Raw genomic sequence first — 17,492 nt, forward strand, 5'->3', positions numbered from 1 at the left:
GCCGGTGCGGGTAGTCGTGAAGACCGAAGCGTGCATGCCAGCGGATGCCGGGGCGCCTCCGTCGTGCCGTGACCGTCTGCCATGCTGCGCGGACGATCGTGTACGGGGGCGCCGATGACCGGCTTCCTCCAGCGGGACCGTGACTTCGAGAGGAAGTTCCACACCATCGGACAGTGCCGGCTGGCGCATCGCGGCAACGACTGGGTTCCCGTTCCGCCTCCCGGAACCGGCACGCCCGCTCGGAGCCGGCACGGAGGGTCCATGCCCGTCTGATGTCCGACGGGCGGGAGCGGGTCCCATGACCTGGGTTCACATTGCCCGGAGGCGGGGCGGGCGTGAGTTCGACGGCGCTGTCGGTCATCCGTACGGCGTGGGCGGAGTGCGCGGCAACACCCCTGGCGTGAGGCGAAATCCGGACATCGTGCACCGGCGAGGGCGGCGGTCGGGGACAATGGACCCACGATGACCTCGCAGGACTACAGCCCGTTCGCGCACCTCACCGCTCCCAACTCCGCCCTCTACCGCCAGGTGATGCGGGCGTTCCTCGTCGCCAAGGAGCGGTTCGCGGTCCATCTGCGGCCGGAGGACGTGCACGCCGTACTGGACGCGGGGAGCCGGCCGGTCGACCTCGACGCGGTGACGCAGGCGCTGGACAAGCTGGTGGGGTGGGGGAACCTGCGGGCCGATCCGGACCACGCCCGGGTGACGGCGGTCGAGGACTTCTACCGCAGGCGGTTCATCTACCAGCTCACGCGGGCCGGTGAGGCGGCCGAGGCGGCGCTGGGCACGTACGACGAGGCGCTGGGGCGGCGCGGGGAGCTCCAGGCGGTCGCGCTGCACGACATCGTCACGCAGGTGCGGGCGCTGCTGGTGATCGCCCAGGAGGACGAACCGGATCCGGCCAAGGCGCACATCGCGCTGTCCGTCCTCACGGCCCGCTTCACCGACCTCGCGGACAACGCGCGCGCCTTCATGGGCTCGTTGCAGCGCACCATCGACCTGCACGACATCGAGGTCGAGGCGTTCCTCGCGTACAAGGACCGGCTGATCCAGTACCTGGAGCGGTTCATCCAGGACCTGATCACGCTCGGCGGGCGGATCGCCCTGCTCATCGGCGAGCTGGAGGAACAGGGAAGGGTGGGGCCGCTGCTGGCCCTCGCCGCCGGGCGGGAGGCCGCCGACGCCGCTCCCGAGGAGGCCGGGCGGGCCGAGGCGGTGGCGTACGAGCGGTGGGCCGCGCGCTGGTCCGGGCTCGCCCAGTGGTTCGTGTCGGAGGAGGGCCGGGAGTCGCAGGCCCGGCTGCTGCGGGGACGGGCCCTCGGGGCGATTCCGCAGCTGCTGTCCGTCGTGAGGCAGTTGAACGAGCGGCGGGCCGGGCGTTCCGACCGCTCGGCCGACTTCCGGACGCTCGCGCGCTGGTTCGCCCAGGCGCCGGACGACGAGACGCGGCACCGGCTGTGGCGGGTGGCGTTCGGACTGCACTCGTCCCGGCACCTCACCGTCGACGCCGACACCCTCGCCGAACGCGCCGCCGCCCCGGAGCCCGCCTCGACGCCCTGGGCCAAGGCGCGCCCCCTGCGGATCAGCCCTCAGTTGCGCCGTACCGGAAGCTACGAACGCCGGGGCAGACCGCGCCGGGTGGCCGATCGGAGCGAGGCGAAGCGACGTCTCGCCGAACTCGCGGCCCGGCAGACGGCGGAGACCGGGCGGGCCCGCGACCGGCTCGCGACGGGCGGGCCGGTCCGGCTGTCCCGGATCGGTGAACTCGATCCCCTCGCCTTCCAGTTGTTCCTTCGCCTGCTCGGCGACGCCCTGGCCACCTGGCGGCCCGGCATGACGACCACCACGGCGACCAGCGGAGACGGTTCGATGGAGATACGGCTGACCGCGCTCGACGACGGTACGACGGCCGAAGTGCGCACCTCGGACGGCGTGTTCAGCGGCCCCGACCACCTGATCGACATCGTCGACCTCACCACGCCCTGGGCCGGGGAGGGCCGGTGACCGGCCCCTCCGGACCTCTGGCGGAGGTCCTCGAAGGCCAGCGCGAGGCCGAACTCCAGCGCGCGGCACGCACGTTGCTGAAGGAGCCGCTGCTGACCGCCGACGGGCCGTACGCCGACGAGTTCCGGCTGGTGCGCCGGCACGCCACCGCGCTGCGCGACTGGTTCGAACGCAACGTCGGCTGGACGCTGCGCGCCGACGCCGACGCCGCACGGCTGCGCAAGACACCCGGCACCCTCGCCGACGCCACCCACCCCGCCCGCGAGGCGGCCCGCACCGCCCTCCCCTTCACCCGCCGTCGCTACGTCCTGCTCTGCCTGACCCTCGCCGCCCTGGAGCGCGGTGAGGCCCAGGTCGCCCTCGGCCGTCTCGCCGAACAGGTCGTCCTGGCCGCCGCCGACCCGGAACTCCTCGCCGCCGGGATCGAGTTCACCCTGGAGCGGCGCGACGAACGCCTCGACCTCGCCGCCGTCGTACGCCTGCTGCTCCGGCTCGGGGTGCTGCGGCGGGTCGCCGGTGACGAGGAGGCGTACGTCAGCGGCTCCGGGGACGTGCTGTACGACGTACGCCGACGCGTCCTCGCCGGGATGCCCGCCTCCCTGCGCGGCCCCTCGCTGGTCGAGGCCGAGGACTTCGGCGAACGCCTGGCGGAGATGACGGTACGGACCGCCCTCGACAGCGACGAACTGCGCTTCCGCACCATCCGCTGGAAACTGACCCGTCTTCTCCTCGACGACCCCGTGCTCTACTACGACGACCTCACCGACGACGAACTCGTCTACCTCACCCGGCAACGCGGCTTCATCACCACCCGGATCACCGAACTGACCGGACTGGTCGCCGAGGTGCGCGCCGAGGGCATCGCCATGGTCGACCCCTTGGACGACCTGACCGACGTACGCATGCCGGAACAGGGCACCCACGGCCACGTCACCCTGTTGCTCGCCCAGCACCTGGCGCGGGCCGACGGGCCCGTCACGGTCGCCGAGCTGGCCGCGCACGTACGCGAACTCGCCGTGGAACACGGCGGCTTCTGGTCGAAGACGGCCCGCGAGCCGGGAGCCGAACCCGCGCTCGTTGCACAGGCCCTGACCAAGCTCCAGGCCCTCGGGCTCGCCGAGCACACCCCGCGAGGCGTCGTGCCCCGCCCCGCCCTCGCGCGGTACGCGGTCGGCGACGCCGTCATCAGAACGACCGGCGACGAAAGGTGACCCGCGCAGTGACCGCGCCGACCGTACGGACCACGTCCTGGGACCTCTTCCTGCCCGCCGCCGCGCCCGGCCGGTGGCGGCCCCTGCGGATCGGGCTCGTCGACCTGTTCCACTACGACGTCGAGGAGTTCTGGTTCCGCGACGGCCGGCTGCTGCTGCGCGGCAACAACGGCACCGGCAAGTCGAAGGTGCTCGCCCTCACCCTGCCGTTCCTGCTCGACGGCGACCTCTCCGCGCGCCGCGTCGAGCCCGACGGCGACCCCGGCAAACGCATGGAGTGGAACCTGCTCCTGGGCGGCGAACACCCCCACCCGGAACGGCTCGGCTACACCTGGATCGAGTTCGGACGGCTCGACGAGACCACCGGCGAGGCCCACTTCCGCACCCTGCTGTGCGGCCTGAAGGCCGTCGCAGGGCGCGGCATCGCCCGCCACTGGTTCGCCGTCACCACCCAGCGGATCGCCGCCGGACTCGATCTGCTCGACGCCACCGGCACCGCCCTGTCCCGGGACCGGCTCGCCGAGGCCATCGGCGGCCACGGCATGGTGTACGACACCGCCAAGGCGTACCGCCGCGCGGTCGACGAGGCCCTGTTCGGGCTGGGGGAGCGGCGCTACGGCGCGCTCGTCGACCTCCTCGTCCAGCTGCGCCAGCCCCAGCTGTCCAAGCGGCCCAACGAGGCCGCCCTGTCGCGGGCGCTGACGGAGGCGCTGCCGCCGATGGACCAGGCGGTCATCGCCGACGCGGCGGAGGCGTTCCGGTCGCTGGACGAGGAGAAGGAGGAACTGCGGGCGGCCCGCGAGGCCGAGCAGGCGTCATCGGCGTTCCTCGACCACTACCGGCGCTACGCCCGCATCGCCGCCCGCCGCCGGGCCCGCCTGCCCCGCGCCGAACACGCCCGCTACGAACACCTCCAGCGGGAACTCGCAAGGGCGCAGGCCGATCATGACCAGGCCGTGACCGACCGGGCGGAGGCGCAGGACCGCTCGGCGGCGCTCGCCGAGCGGGCGGCGCGGCTCGGCGCCCAGGACGCGGCCCTGCGGTCCGGGCCCGAGATGCGTGACGCCCGCGCCCTCGACCGGGCGGCGGCCGACGCCTCCCGCACGGCCGGGGACGCCGTCCGCTCCGAGGCGGACCGGCAGAAGGCCGCCGAAGCGCACACCCGGGCCCTCGGCCGGCTCGCCACCGCCACGAACAGGCTGACCGCCGCCGGGGAAGTCCTGGACGACATCGCGGGCCGGCTCGCCGACAGCGCGGCGGCGGCGCGCATCGACGTACCCCGGACCTCCGGAGCCCCCGTTCCTGCCCTGCGCCGCGCGGCCGAGGAGGACGCGGCGAGCAGGCGGCGGGCCGTGGACCACGTGGAGACCCTCGTGACGGCGGCCGGACGCGCGGAGGAGGACCGCAAGGCCGCCCGGCTGCGCGCCGACGAGGCCGACGAGGAGGCCGGGCACGGCGCGGCGCTGCTGGCCGGGGCCGAGGAGGCGGTCACGGAGGCGGGGCACGCCCTGGTCGCGGCCGTACGGGAGAAGCTGTCGGGGTTCGTGGAACTGCGCGTCGACGGGCTGCCGGGGGTGCTCGACGCCGTGCAGGGCTGGACGGGCGGCCTGGACGGGCCCCACCCGGCCCGACTCGCCGCCACCGCGGCCCATCGCGTACTCGGCGCCGGACTGGCCGACCGGGCCGCCGCGTTGGCCCAGTCGGAGACGGCGACGGCCGAGCGTCTGCGACGCGGGGCCGAGGAACTGGCCGCCCTCGAAACCGGCGGGCAGCTCGGCCCCACCGCCCCCCACACCCGCACCCCAGGCATCCGCACCCGCGTCCTCGGCGCCCCGCTGTGGCGTCTCGTCGACTTCCACCCCTACGTGACGGAGGCGGAACAGGCGGGCCTGGAAGCCGCGTTGGAGGCCTCGGGGCTCCTCGACGCCTGGGTGCTGCCGGACGGCTCGGCAGTGCGGGCGGACAGCCACGACATCCTCCTCCACCCGCTGGACCTGCCCACCGGAAGCGGACTCGACCGCGCCCTGTGCCCGGCCGTCGACCAGGCCGACGCGGGGGCCGCGGCCGTCGGCGAACACACCGTCCAGCGCCTGCTGGCCGCCATCGCACTGGTGGACGCGGACAAGGACGGTGACAGCCGCACCTGGGTCTCCACCGACGGCCGCTTCCGGGTCGGCGCGCTCACCGGCGGCTGGGCCAAGGACAGAGCCCAGTACGTGGGGGAGAGTGCCAGGGAGCGGGACCGGCGCAACCGGATCGCCGAACTGCGCCTCGAACGGACGGCCCTGGAGGCCGAACGAGAGCGTCTCGCCGAAGAGCGCGGGGCGGTGTCCGAGCGGCGCGACGTACTCGACGCCGAACTCGCCGCCGTACCCGGCGAGGACGGTCTGCGCAGCGCCCACGCCCGGCTCGGAGCGGTGGCCGAAGCCGTTCACCGGGCCCGTACCCGGCAGCAGGAGCGGGCCGCCGAGCTGGTCCGCGCGACGGCCGAGGCCGACCGTACGGCGAACGAACTCGGCGAAACGGCAGCCGACCTGAACCTCCCCGTCGGCCGGGACGGTTTGGCCGCCGTACGGCAGGCGCTCGCCGACCACGCCGTCCACCTCGCCGCGCTCTGGCCCGCGTCGCGTGAGCGCGCGGACGCCGAGCAGGCGGTCGGCGCGGAACGGGCCGAGACCGGCCGTGCAGAGCGGCTCGCAGCCGAACTCGCCGGACGCGCCACGGAGGCGGCCCGCCTCGCCGCCGCCGCAGACGAGCACTTGCACACCCTCCGCTCCACCGTCGGAGCGGCCGTCGCCGAACTCCAGCGGAGGCTGGAGGAGACCGGAGAAGCCGCACGTGCCTGCGAGCGCGAACAGCGGCGCGCCCAGGAGGACGTCCAGGCAGCGGACCGGCGGGCCGGTCACGCCGAGGGGCGCATCGAGCGGCTCACCGAGGACGTCACAGACGCCACCGCCGCACGCGAACGGGCCGTCGCCGCGCTCCAGCGGTTCACGGCGACCGGACTGCTCGCCGTGGCCCTCCCCGGCCTGCCCGTGCCGGACGAGGACGGCGGACCGTGGGCGGCCACCCCCGCCGTGACCCTCGCCCGTGCCGTCGAGTCCCGCCTCGCCACGACCGACGACTCCGACGCGGCCTGGGAACGCATCCAGAAACATCTCAGCGAGGAACTCGGTCGGCTCCAGGACGCGTTGTCCCGACACGGCCACACAGCCACGGCCCGCCCGGGCGAGGACGGCATGCGCGTGGACATCGTCTACCAGGGCCGCGAACGCGCCGTACCCGAACTCGCCGAGGCCCTCGCCACCGAGGTCGCCGAACTGACCCGCATCCTGTCCGCGCACGAACGCGAGATCCTCCAGACCCACCTGATCACCGAGGTCGCCGGCACCCTCCAGGAACTGATCGGCGCGGCCGAACGACAGGTGCGAGCCATGAACAAGGAGCTGGAGGAACGCCCGACCTCCACGGGCATGAAGCTGCGCCTGGTCTGGCGTGCCTCCCGCCGGGCCCCGCAGGGGCTGGCACAGGCCCGGGACCGGCTGCGCCAGTCCGCCGACGCCTGGTCACCCGAGGACCGGGCCGCCGTCGGCGCCTTCCTCCAGGAGCAGATCGCCCGCCGACAGGCCGACGACCGTACCGGCAGCTGGCAGGAGGATCTCACCGCGGCCCTCGACTACCGCGCCTGGCACGAGTTCGGCGTCGAACGCCACCAGCACGGCAAGTGGGTACCGGCCACCGGGCCCGCCTCCGGCGGCGAACGCGTCCTCGCCGCGTCCGTCCCCCTGTTCGCCGCCGCCTCCTCCCACTACGCCAGTGCGGGCGGCGCCCACGCCCCGCGCCTCGTCACCCTCGACGAGGCGTTCGCCGGCGTCGACGACGACTCCCGCGCCAAGTGCCTGGGCCTGCTGCACGCCTTCGACCTCGACGTCGTCATGACCAGCGAGCGCGAGTGGGCCTGCTACCCGCAGGTGCCCGGCATCGCCATCGCCCAGCTGTCCCGGGTCGACGACATCGACGCCGTCCTGGTGACCCGGTGGGAGTGGGACGGCGGCGAACGGCGACGCGGTCCCGAACCCGGAACCGCTGTGGATCCGGCATCGGTTCCTGCCCAGGCCCAGGCTTCCGGCCGGAATTCCGCCGGTGCGGCTGCGTCCGCGTCCGCCGCTGTCCCCGCACCGGGTCCCGCCCGGGAAGCCGGCGCACTCGACGCCCCCGGCGTCACGGCGGCACCGGGGGCCCCGTGGACGTGAACCTCCCGCCGGCCGGGGCGAAGGTCGACGGTGAGCGGCTCGGACGGCTGCTCGGGGACCCGGGACTGACCTGGTTCCTGGAACGCGTCCGGCAGCGGATGGCGGCCGGGCGGCCGCTCACCGGGACGGTCACCCTGGCGCGCCCCGACGACCTCCAGCGCCGGGCCGCCGAGCGGCTGCTGGGACGTCCTCCGAGCGCCGGCCGGTCCCTGACCGTACGCCTCGACACGGTGGACGAGGTCCTGCGCCGCTCCGGCGTCAGCCCCGAGGGCCTGGAGACCGCCGTGGTCGCCCTCACCGGGCCCGTCGCACTGCGCGCGGAGACGCGGGACAGACTCGCCGAGGCGTGGGAGGAGGCACTGGCCCCGCTCGACACGGTGAACGCCGAACTGGCCGACTGGTCCAGGCGGATCCGCGAGGACGGTCTCGTACGGCGGCTCGCCCGCACCCCCGACACCGCCGGCCCCCTCGTCTCCGCCGCCGCACGGGCGCTGCGGGCACTGCCGGCCGATCCCCCGGTGTCGCGGGCGGCGTTCGCGGCACTGCGTCTGAGCGGCGCCCACGCCCTGGACGAGGGGACCCCGCTCGCCACGCTCGTACTGTCGGGGATCCGCGCGCTCACCGGCTTCCCCGACGGTGCCGGGGCCGGGTGGCGACGCGGGGCCTGGGCTTCGGCCGGACTGCTCATGGACGACGTGTCGTCCACCGTCCTCACCCTCAACCTGCGCGGCACACCGGCCCTCGACTGGACGGCCGACGAGGGCGAGCCCGCGGTCCTGACACTGCGTTCCCTCACCCGCCGGACCGCGAACGGGATCACGACGGCGACGGGAGACGTCCACGTGTGCGAGAACCCGGCCGTCCTGTCCGCCGCGGCGGACGACCTCGGTCCGGCGTGCCCGCCCATGGTGTGCCTCCAGGGTCAGCCTTCGGCGGCCGCGCTCACCCTGCTGCGCGGCCTGTCCGCGCGCGGAGCGGTACTTCACCACCACGCGGACTTCGACTGGGGCGGGGTGCGCATCGCCACCGCGCTCGGACGGGTGGCCCCGTGGCGCCCCTGGCGGTACGGGGCCACCGACTACCGGGCGGCCGTGACCGGGGTGAGCGAGCCGCAGCATCTGACGGGTACGGCCGCCGCGACACCGTGGGATTCGCGCCTGGCCACCGCGATGACCGAGCACGGCGTGCGTGTCGAGGAGGAGTCGGTCCTCGACGCCCTGCTCTCGGATCTGCGGACCGCGGCTCACAAGGCCGCTCGGGGCGGCGCCGAGGGCTTCTCGGCCGGCGGTCGGTGAGGAGGGACGGGCCGTCGGCCGTGACGCTCGTCCGACGCTCCGCGCGTCCGCGCCCTGCCCCTCCGTCACGGAAAAGGGGTTCGCGGACTTCCCGGCGGCGGCCTGTCGTGACCGCGTTGTTGGTTAGGGTGGCGGGCGGAGACTGATTCCGGTGCCCTTGACCAGGGCGACGAACGGGCCGGCGAGTTCGGGGACCGCAGGGGCTGACGGCTCCCCGTACGAGCCGGGTCGGAAACGACGGGGGGCTCTTCGGTGGGGAGTTGGCAAGCGCAGAAGTCGAGGACCACGCCGGCCGGCGTCGTGGGACACGATCCGCCGGTCACGGCGGAGAACCGCGGGCCGACCGGGCGCGGTGGGCGTCCGACGGGCCGGCCGGCGCCCACCGCGCTGCCCCCGGCGCTGCGCGGAGGGCTCGGGACGATCGCGGTCCTCGCCGCGCTGGTGGTCGTCGCGCTCGGGGTCCTGTACGCCGGTGACAGCGAGCCCGGCGGGGCGGACGCGCGGATCGTGACGGCGGTGTACGGCGTGGGACCGTCGTGGCGGCACGTCGCTCTGGCCCTGGACTTCCTGGGGGAGCCCGTGGGATCGGCGGCGCTGGTCACGGCCGTCGTGACGGGCTGCCTGCTGCTCCGGCGTCCCCGTACGGCCGTGCTCGTCGTCGCCGGCGCCGGCCTGGCCGTGGGGACGGCGACGCTGCTCAAGTCCCTGGTGGGACGCACCATCCACGGCGACAACCTGTCCTATCCGAGCGGGCACACCGCCTTCGCCACCACGCTCGCCCTCGCGGTGGCGCTGGCCGCGGCGGGCCGGCCCGGCCTCGGCGGGCCGGCCGGCACCTCGCTCGTGCTCGTCGCGGCGCTGGCCGCCGGTGCCGCCATGGGCTGGGCCGAGGTCGCCCTGGGCGCGCACTACCCGACCGACGTCCTCGGCGGCTGGTGCACCGCGCTGGCGGTGGTCCCGGCGACCGCGTGGCTGGTCGACCGGGCGGCGGACCGCGTGGCCGACCGGCGTCGGCCACGCGGTCGCGCGGCCGACGCCGGTCGGCGGGAGCGTCGCTGACGTCCCGTCACACCAGGCGGCGGAACACGGGCTTCACCGGCCGTCCGACGAGCCAGGGGGTGGGATCGGCGGCGTCGAGCGCCTTGCGGTACTCCGCGCACGCCTGGGCCACCACGTCGACGGTGTGATCGATGTCGGCCTCGTCGAGCGCGCTGCTCACCACGAACGACGGGGCCAGCACCCCGCCCGCGAGGAGTCGGCGCAGGAACAGGGTGCGGTACTCCTGCGACGGCTGCCCGTTCTCGTCGAGGGTGGCGAAGACCAGGTTGCTGGCCCGGCCCCGGACGACGACGTGGTCGCCGACGCCCGCGTCGGCCGCGGCCGCGCGGACACCGGCGGCGAGCCGCTCGCCGAGGGCGTGCAGCCGCGCGGTGATGCCCTCCTCCGTATAGGTGGTGAGCACGGCCATCGCGGCCGCCAGCGAGTGCGTCTCCGCACCGTGCGTGGTGGACAGCAGGAACACCCGGTCGCCGGAGTGGCGCAGCCCGCCCAGCTCCATCAGCTCCCGGCGCCCGGCCAGCGCGGAGACGGCGAACCCGTTGCCCAGCGCCTTGCCGAAGGTGGAGAGGTCGGGGACGACGCCGTACAGGCCCTGGGCGCCCGCCTCGGACCAGCGCAGTCCGGTGATCATCTCGTCGAAGACCAGGACGCAGCCGTGCCGGTCGGCCAGCTCGCGCAGACCGGCGAGGTACCCGGGCGGCGGCTCGGTGTGGGTGGCGGGTTCGAGGATCAGACAGGCGATCTCGTCCTGGTACCGGGTGAGCAGTTCCTCCGTGGCGGCCAGGTCCCCGTAGGGGAACGTCACGGTGAGGTCGTTGGTCTCCGCCGGAATGCCCGCGGACATCGGTGTGGTGCCGATGAACCAGTCGTCGACGGAGAAGAACGGGTGGTCGGCGCAGAGGGCCACCCGCGGGCGCCCGGTGGCGGCGCGGGCCAGGCGCACCGCGGCGGTGGTGGCGTCGGAGCCGTTCTTCGCGAACTTGACCATCTCGGCGGTCGGCACCGTGGCCAGGAAGCGTTCCGCGGCCTCCACCTCCACGATGGAGGGCCGGACGAAGTTGCTGCCGCGGTCGAGTTCGCGCCGCACCGCCTCGACCACGCGCGGGTGGGCGTGGCCGAGGCTGACCGACCGCAGGCCGGATCCGTACTCGACGTAGCGGTTGCCGTCGACGTCCCACACGTGGGCACCGTTGCCGTGGCTGATGACCGGGGCCAGGTCCTCGGGGTACTGGTCGTCGCCCTTGGCGTAGGTGTGCGCACCCCCGGGGATCAACGCGTGCAGCCGCTCGTTGGCGGTGCGCGACAGGGGCAGGTGGAGCTCTTCGGTGTCCACGGGTACCTCAACTTTCTCTGTGCTTCAGGACCTCGGCGAGGCTCGGTGCCTCCCGGTCCCGTGGGGACATCGATGTGACCGGCAGCGGCCAGGGAACGGCGAGTTCCGGGTCGTCGAAGGCGATCGTCACGTCCTCGGCCGGATCGTGCGGGCGGTCGATCCGGTACGAGGTGTCGGCGGTCTCGGTCAGCGCCTGGAAGCCGTGCGCGCACCCCGCGGGGATGTACAGGGTCACCTGCGTGTCGCCGGACAGCTCGAAGGAGGCCACGTTGCGGTACGTCGGCGAGTCCGCCCGCAGGTCGACGACGACGTCGAAGATCTTTCCGTACGAGCACCGCACGAGCTTGGCCTCACCCGCGCCGGACCGCAGGTGCAGCCCGCGCAGCACGCCCCGGACCGAACGGGACACGCTGTCCTGGATGAAGGCGTCCGGGTCGAGGCCCACCGAGCGGACCACGTCGGCGTCGAAGGTGCGGCAGAAGAAGCCGCGCTCGTCGGCGTACGGCGTCGGCTCGAACAGGTACGCGCCGGCGATCGTCGGGACTTCGGTCGCTCTCATGGGGTCTCCCGGGGTGCGTGGGTGCGGTCGGTCGCCGGGAACAGGGCCGCGGTCAACTTGTCGAACTGGTCGTCCAGTTGCCGGACGGCGTCCTGATTGCGCTCGGCGAGGGTCAGCCGCAGCTCCGCCGACCGCTCCTCCAGCTCCCGGAACTGTCGGAGCAGCCGGTCGGCGTCGACCTCGCGGGCCGGGTGGCAGTAGGCGCCCAGCCCCATTTGCGCCATGAGCGCGTCGCTCTTCGCGGCGTAGCTGAGCGCGAGCGTCGGCGTGCCGGCCTTCAGCGCGCAGATCAGGTTGTGGTACCGGGTCGCCACCACACTGTCGGCGGCCGCCGTCTCCTTCATCACGTCGGCCAGCGAGGCCGGTTCGGCGACGGTGACCAGCGGTGAGTCCACCGCGTCGAGGATCGCGGAGACCACCGTCGCGTCGACGTCGTCACCGGTGATCAGCCGGACCGGCCTGCCCTCCTCGACCAGGGTCCGGACGAACCGGGTCGTGCCGTCGAGGTAGCGCCGGTGGATCTCCTCGGCCCGGGCGCGGTCGTCGTCGCTGCCGTGGAAGGCCATGACACCGACGACGACCGGGCCCGGCGGGTCCGAGGGCGCGCCCGCGGGCGGCGCCGGCAGGGAGAACGCGAGGTCCGGGTGGACCTCGTCGCGCGTGGTGTCCACGCCCATCGCCCGCATCGCGTCGCGGGACGGGGCGTCCCGGTACGACCGGTACGCGGCCAGCCGCGCCGACCAGCGCACCAGCGTCCGGGTGGCCCGGTTGCCGATCGGGGCGGCGCCGACACCGACCAGCGCGACCTTGGCGCCGGACAGCCGGCCGGCCGCGCAGAGCAGGAACAGCGCGTACGGGAAGCCCCACGGCCGCAGCGGCAGCGTGGCCTCCAGGACGCCCATGCCCGGGACGATCACCACGTCGTGCCGGCGCACCCAGCCGGCGGTGCGGAAGACGTCGACGAGTTTGCCCAGGCCCTTCCCCGCGACCGCGCCCGCGCGCGACGCGGTCCGGTACTCCCCGCGGTACCAGTGCAGCCGTGTCGCGGGGATCCCGTACCGGGCCGTCACGGCCTCGGGTCCGCCGCACAGCGCGTCCACGGCCGCCTCCGGGTGCCGGTCCCGCAGGTATCCGAGCACGGCCTCGAGCGATCCGTCGTTGCCGAGGTTGCCGGAGCCGAGCAGCCCGAACACCCCGACCCGCGCCGGGGTCCCCTTCGCGGGCGTCATGTCCGCCTCCCCTCGCGGCCCGCGACCAGGGCGTCGACGGAGACGTCGAGCCGGTCGGGGTCGACCGGGGCGCGGTCCTCGACCCGCTCGCCGGCGCCCGGCCGGACCCGGCTGGTCATCCACGCGGCCAGGTGCCGGAAGCAGGCGCGCCGGTCGGCCGCGGACAGCGGCGCCCGCCGGATCGCCGACGCGAAGCCCCAGACGTACTCGGCGAGCAGCCGGGGCGTCGGGTGCAGCGGGCCCGCCCGGCGCGGGTCCAGGTTGACGCACCGGGCGCGCTTGGACGGGTTGGCCCGCTCGGCGCGGGTGGGGTGGTCGCGGCGGAAGTACAGCAGCTCCGGCACCTGGTGGAAGGGGCCGTGCAGGGTGATCTCGGCGACGTACGTGCGGTCCGCGTGGTGGTAGCTGTCCATCGGCTTCACCCGGCGCAGCATGTCGGTCCGCATCACCCCGTAGAAGTCGTCGCCGCCCGGCTCGAACAGCAGGCTGCGGAAGCGCTCCGGGGCGTGCGGCGAGTCGGTGGCGAGCGTGTACTCGTAGGGGACCTTCACCTTGCCGTCGCCGTCGATGACCGCCTGGCCGGTGTGCGCGAGGATCAGCTCCGGCCGCTCGTCCAGCGCCTCCACGCAGACGCGCAGCAGGTCCCGGCCGTACAGGTCGTCGTGCGAGGCCCACTTGAACAGTTCGCCGCGGGACTCGGCGAGCACGTGGTTGTGGTTCGGCGTGGCGCCGATGTTCCGGGACAGCCGCAGGTACCGGATGCGCGAGTCCTTCGCCGCGTACCGGCGGCAGATGTCCTCGGTCCCGTCGGTCGAGGCGTTGTCGGAGACGACCAGCTCGAAGTCCTCGTAGGTCTGGCCGAGCAGGGCGTCGAGCGACTCGGCCAGGTACTCCTCGCCGTTGTACACGGGCAGGCCGATGCTCAGCCTGGGTTGCGCGGTCATGACGTCCTCACTTCGCGGATCGGTTCTTGAGCGTGCTCGCGCAGGGCGGAGCGCAGTTGCAGCCACCACACGGCCGAGCCGCTGACGGTCGCGGCGGCGACGCCCCAGGCCGAGCCGACCGCGCCGCCGGCGGCCGCGCCGCCGAGCCCGCCGCCGACGTAGCAGGCCGAGGCGAACAACTGGCAGCGCAGGCTGCGCCGGGCCGCGCCGAGCGCGCGCAGCCCGGCCGCCGCGCCGGTGCCGAGGCCCGCGCCGGCGACGCCGAGGCTGATCGCCACGATGAGCGGGGAGGCGGAGTGCCAGACGTCGCCGAGCACCGTCTCGCCGAGCCCGCCGGGTATCAGCAGCAGCGCCGCGCCCCAGAGCAGCGCGCCGACGGCCTGCCCCCCGCCGAGGAGCAGGCAGAATCTGCCCAGTCGGTGCGGGGCCTCCCGCAGTACCCGTGCCGCCTCCGGGACGGTGACGAGCGAGAGCCCCATCAGTACGGCGAGGAAGGGGCCCATGAGGAGCTCGGCGCCCCGCACGGCCCCCACCGCGCCCACCCCGACGATCACGCCGACCCCGTACGCCCGCAATTGGCTCGCGCCGCTGAGGCTGACGTTCTCGACCAGGTACCGGTAACCGAGGTCGCGCTGCTCGCGCAGCCACCCGCGCGCCTCGGTCATCCGGGGCCGGATGCCGGACTGCACGCAGCCGTACCCCGCCGCCACCGTGGCGGACGCGCCCCAGGCGAGCACGAAGGCGGCCACGGTGCCGACGCGGGCGGCCACCACCATGGCCGGGACCAGCGCGACACCCCAGGCGACGTCGTTGAGGAACGCCTTCCGCCCGGTGCCCGCGGCGAAGAACGAGTACCTCCAAGCGTCCTGGAGCAGCAGTCCCGGCAGCATGACACCGAGGGCGGCGAACGCGGGCCCCACGCGGCCGCCGAGGCCGAGGCCGGCGGCCAGGGAGACCACGCCGAGGACGGCGCCGACACCGAGCGCGGTACCCGTCGAGCGGGCCACCGCCCCGCGCCAGGCCGCGCCGGGCGGGCCGCTGAAGCGCACCGTGAGCGGATCGGTGGCCAGCCCGCGGGAGACGTTGAGCACCACGCCGTACGTCACCCAGGCGAGGCTGAACACGCCGAACGCGGTCACCCCCAGCGAGCGGGCCACGTAGATGCCCACCGCGAAGTTGCTCACGCTGGAGGCCGCCTGGTCGGCCAGCCCCCAGGACAGCCGGCCGACGAGGGCCCGCTTGGCGGACCCGGCCGGTGCCCTCGTCTTCTCCCCCTCGGTGGTCATCGGCGTCACGCCTTGATCAGTTCGGCGTCGCGCAGGGCGTCGGCCGCGGCGGCGACGGTGTCGAACGGCAGCCCGGAGCGCTCGGCGACGTCCAGCAGCGTGTGCCCGCCGTCGGCGAGGCTGAGCACCCACAGCATGGCCATCTGCGCCTGCTTCGCGTCGCTGCGGCCGCCGAGCGAGTCGTACAGTCCGCGCCGGCCCAACTGCGGTTCGCCGTAGGGGCTGAGGTTGACGTACCGCCGGTTGCGGTCCAGGACGGCGAACGCCTCGCGGCAGACGGCGAGGGTGTCCTCCATCGCCTCCGGGGAGACGAAGTCCGGGTCGTCCGCCGAGGTGTGGTACTCGGGGTAGCCCGCGTACGGGGTCCGGCTGAGCGAGCCCACGCCGAGATCGAACCCGGGGGAGCAGTACTGCCGCTCGTCGTAGCCGTACGGGGTGAACTCCCTGATCTCGTGCGGGCGTTCGGAGGCGGTCAGTACGTGCCGCAGCACCCGGTCGATCTCCGCGTCACCGCGCCTGCTCTGCTTGTACGTCAGGCTGCCCGAGTCGCCCGCGCAGGCCAGCACCAGCCCGTGCTTGACCCGGTCGATCCGCTCCGTGTTGCGGGCGAGCCAGGTGATCGCCCCGATGGTGCCGGGCGCGAAGACGAACCGGTAGGTGTAGTACGGGTTCTGCTCCGCCAGCGCCCGTGCCAGGTGGACCGCCACCGCGACGCCGGCCAGGTTGTCGTTGGCCAGCGACGGGTGACAGACGTGGCAGGAGACGATCACCTCATCGGCGACCTGCCCCGGGACCACGTGCTCGGCGTAGGTGAGGTGGCCGTCGGCGAGCGTGGAGTCGATGCGCACCTCGTACTCGCCGTCCGGCATCGCGTCCAGGGTCTCCTGGGCCAGGCAGAACCCCCACTCCGGCTTGTAGTAACTGGTGCGGTACGGCACCCAGGACGGGTGGTCCGGCAGGGTGTGCAGGTGTCCGCGCAGCTCGGACAGCGGCATGGTCGCCGACACCGGCACGCTGTAGCCGAGCACGTGCAGGCTGGACGCGGCGAAGTCGACGACCCGCCTGCCCGTGCCGTCGGCCACGTAGGCGTCCCTGATGTTCCACTCCTGGGGCACCGTCCAGTCGAGCACCTGGGTGCCGGTCGGCACCTCGTGCACCGTGAGCGGGACGTACTCGCCGACGATGTCCAGGGTGGCGCGCACCCCGTCGCCGGTGATGCTCCGGCACAGCGGGTACATCCGCCGCACCAGTTCGTGCATCTCCTCGCCGGCACCTCTTTTTGCGCCCGTGGTCACCGGCGCCACCGCAGGGTGTCGTCGACGGTGCCGGCGTCGGAGGCGGCGCGCAGCACGGCGAGCCGGGTGAAGCGCCGCTCGAAGTTCTCCCGGGTCAGACCGTGCTCGCGGTAGGCGTCGGCGAGTTCGAGCGCGCCGCGCTTGACGGTCCACTCGCAGTCGAAGCCGGGGATCGCCGTGCGGAACCGGGAGAAGTCCACCCGGTAGGACCGCGGATCGGCACCGTTCTCCCCGGTGATCACCACCTTCGCGCCGGACACCGCCTCGGCGACCTGCTCGGCGATCTCGGCGACGGTGACGTTGTTGAACTCGCTGCCGATGTTGAACGCCCGGTCGTGCACCGCCTCGCGCGGCGCGTCCAGCGCGGCCGTGAAGGCCCGCGCGATGTCGGCGGCGTGCACCAGCGGGCGCCAGGGGGTGCCGTCGGACAGGACGAGCACCTCGCCGGACAGCAGGGCGTGCCCCACCAGGTTGTTCAGCACGATGTCGGCGCGCAGTCGCGGCGAGAAGCCGAAGGCGGTGGCGTTGCGCATGTACACCGGGCTGAAGTCGCCGTCGGCCAGCTCGTGCAGGTCGTCCTCCACCCGCACCTTGGACTCCGCGTACGGCGTCACCGGCCGCAACGGCGCGTCCTCGGCCACGAGTTCGTCGCCGCCCGCGGCGCCGTAGACCGAGCACGTCGACGCGTACAGGAAGCGCCGCACCCCGGCCTCGCGGGCGAGCTTCGCCAGCTTCACGGACGCGTGGTGGTTGATGTCGTAGGTGAGTTCCGGCGCCAGCGACCCCAGCGGGTCGTTGGACAGCGCGGCCAGGTGGATCACGGCGTCCACCCCGGCCACGTGCTCGGCCGTGACGTCACGCAGGTCGACCTTCGTCCCCGGCGGGTCTGCGGGCGTCGGGCCGAGCACGCAGTCGGCGAACAGGCCGGAGTCCAGTCCGACGACCTCGTGTCCGGCGGCCGTGAGGACCGGGGCCATGACGGTGCCCAGGTAGCCCTGGTGCCCGGTCAGCAGTACGCGCAAGG

Annotated in this window: 12 protein-coding genes; 5 read left to right on the forward strand and 7 right to left on the reverse strand. The window is 74.2% G+C overall.

Annotation, left to right across the window (positions count from 1 at the left end):
- Window positions 1-462: 462 nt before the first annotated feature.
- The 5 genes from ACICHK_RS29715 (at window position 463) to ACICHK_RS29735 (ending at window position 9,822) form a co-directional block, all read left to right on the forward strand.
- Window positions 463-2,004, forward strand: coding sequence for a TIGR02677 family protein (locus tag ACICHK_RS29715; RefSeq protein WP_406839251.1), 1,542 nt, complete (start codon window positions 463-465; stop codon window positions 2,002-2,004).
- Window positions 2,001-3,215, forward strand: a complete 1,215-nt coding sequence (locus tag ACICHK_RS29720) for a TIGR02678 family protein (RefSeq protein WP_406839252.1) — start codon at window positions 2,001-2,003, stop codon at window positions 3,213-3,215. Before ACICHK_RS29715 ends, ACICHK_RS29720 begins: the two co-directional genes overlap by 4 nt.
- Window positions 3,216-3,223: 8 nt before the next feature.
- Window positions 3,224-7,468 (forward strand): TIGR02680 family protein, encoded by a 4,245-nt coding sequence (locus tag ACICHK_RS29725; RefSeq protein ID WP_406839253.1) that lies wholly within the window; start codon window positions 3,224-3,226, stop codon window positions 7,466-7,468.
- Window positions 7,459-8,763, forward strand: coding sequence for a TIGR02679 family protein (locus tag ACICHK_RS29730; protein WP_406839254.1), 1,305 nt, complete (start codon window positions 7,459-7,461; stop codon window positions 8,761-8,763). Before ACICHK_RS29725 ends, ACICHK_RS29730 begins: the two co-directional genes overlap by 10 nt.
- Window positions 8,764-9,150: 387 nt before the next feature.
- Window positions 9,151-9,822, forward strand: coding sequence for a phosphatase PAP2 family protein (locus ACICHK_RS29735; protein ID WP_406841348.1), 672 nt, complete (start codon window positions 9,151-9,153; stop codon window positions 9,820-9,822).
- 7 nt (window positions 9,823-9,829) lie between these two features.
- On the opposite strand, the gene ACICHK_RS29740 is transcribed toward ACICHK_RS29735, so the two are convergent.
- Genes ACICHK_RS29740 through ACICHK_RS29770 form a run of 7 tightly spaced genes read right to left on the reverse strand, consistent with a single transcriptional unit; the run spans window position 9,830 to window position 17,490 of the window.
- A complete protein-coding gene (locus ACICHK_RS29740) occupies window positions 9,830-11,155 on the reverse strand; it encodes a glutamate-1-semialdehyde 2,1-aminomutase (RefSeq protein ID WP_406839255.1) in 1,326 nt (441 codons plus the stop codon).
- 7 nt (window positions 11,156-11,162) lie between these two features.
- Entirely contained in the window at window positions 11,163-11,714 is a 552-nt protein-coding gene (rfbC, locus tag ACICHK_RS29745; protein ID WP_151468696.1) for a dTDP-4-dehydrorhamnose 3,5-epimerase, read from the reverse strand.
- Window positions 11,711-12,943, reverse strand: coding sequence for a polysaccharide pyruvyl transferase family protein (locus ACICHK_RS29750; protein WP_406839256.1), 1,233 nt, complete (start codon window positions 12,941-12,943; stop codon window positions 11,711-11,713). The genes rfbC and ACICHK_RS29750 overlap by 4 nt, the downstream gene beginning before the upstream one ends.
- Window positions 12,940-13,887: a glycosyltransferase family A protein gene (locus ACICHK_RS29755; protein WP_151468694.1), complete on the reverse strand. Its 948-nt coding sequence runs from the start codon at window positions 13,885-13,887 to the stop codon at window positions 12,940-12,942. Before ACICHK_RS29755 ends, ACICHK_RS29750 begins: the two co-directional genes overlap by 4 nt.
- Window positions 13,884-15,173: a hypothetical protein gene (locus tag ACICHK_RS29760; RefSeq protein ID WP_406839257.1), complete on the reverse strand. Its 1,290-nt coding sequence runs from the start codon at window positions 15,171-15,173 to the stop codon at window positions 13,884-13,886. The genes ACICHK_RS29755 and ACICHK_RS29760 overlap by 4 nt, the downstream gene beginning before the upstream one ends.
- A 5-nt stretch (window positions 15,174-15,178) precedes the next feature.
- Window positions 15,179-16,432, reverse strand: a complete 1,254-nt coding sequence (locus ACICHK_RS29765; protein ID WP_406841349.1) for a DUF4910 domain-containing protein — start codon at window positions 16,430-16,432, stop codon at window positions 15,179-15,181.
- Window positions 16,433-16,464: 32 nt separating this feature from the next.
- The gene (locus tag ACICHK_RS29770; protein ID WP_406839258.1) at window positions 16,465-17,490 is read right to left on the reverse strand and encodes an NAD-dependent epimerase/dehydratase family protein; all 1,026 of its coding nucleotides are present in this window, start codon (window positions 17,488-17,490) and stop codon (window positions 16,465-16,467) included.
- Window positions 17,491-17,492: the final 2 nt, after the last annotated feature.

It is taken from the genome of Streptomyces sp. AHU1, assembly GCF_045343905.1.
In the GTDB taxonomy this organism is placed as follows: Bacteria; Actinomycetota; Actinomycetes; order Streptomycetales; family Streptomycetaceae; genus Streptomyces; species Streptomyces triticiradicis.

Excerpts from the sequence above, each read along its gene's own strand:
- rfbC (WP_151468696.1), bottom strand. The coding sequence starts at position 11,714 with ATGAGAGCGACCGAAGTCCCGACGATCGCCGGCGCGTACCTGTTCGAG.
- ACICHK_RS29755 (WP_151468694.1), bottom strand. The coding sequence starts at position 13,887 with ATGACCGCGCAACCCAGGCTGAGCATCGGCCTGCCCGTGTACAACGGC.
- ACICHK_RS29750 (WP_406839256.1), bottom strand. The coding sequence starts at position 12,943 with ATGACGCCCGCGAAGGGGACCCCGGCGCGGGTCGGGGTGTTCGGGCTG.
- ACICHK_RS29760 (WP_406839257.1), bottom strand. The coding sequence starts at position 15,173 with ATGACCACCGAGGGGGAGAAGACGAGGGCACCGGCCGGGTCCGCCAAG.
- ACICHK_RS29715 (WP_406839251.1), top strand. The coding sequence starts at position 463 with ATGACCTCGCAGGACTACAGCCCGTTCGCGCACCTCACCGCTCCCAAC.
- ACICHK_RS29765 (WP_406841349.1), bottom strand. The coding sequence starts at position 16,432 with ATGCACGAACTGGTGCGGCGGATGTACCCGCTGTGCCGGAGCATCACC.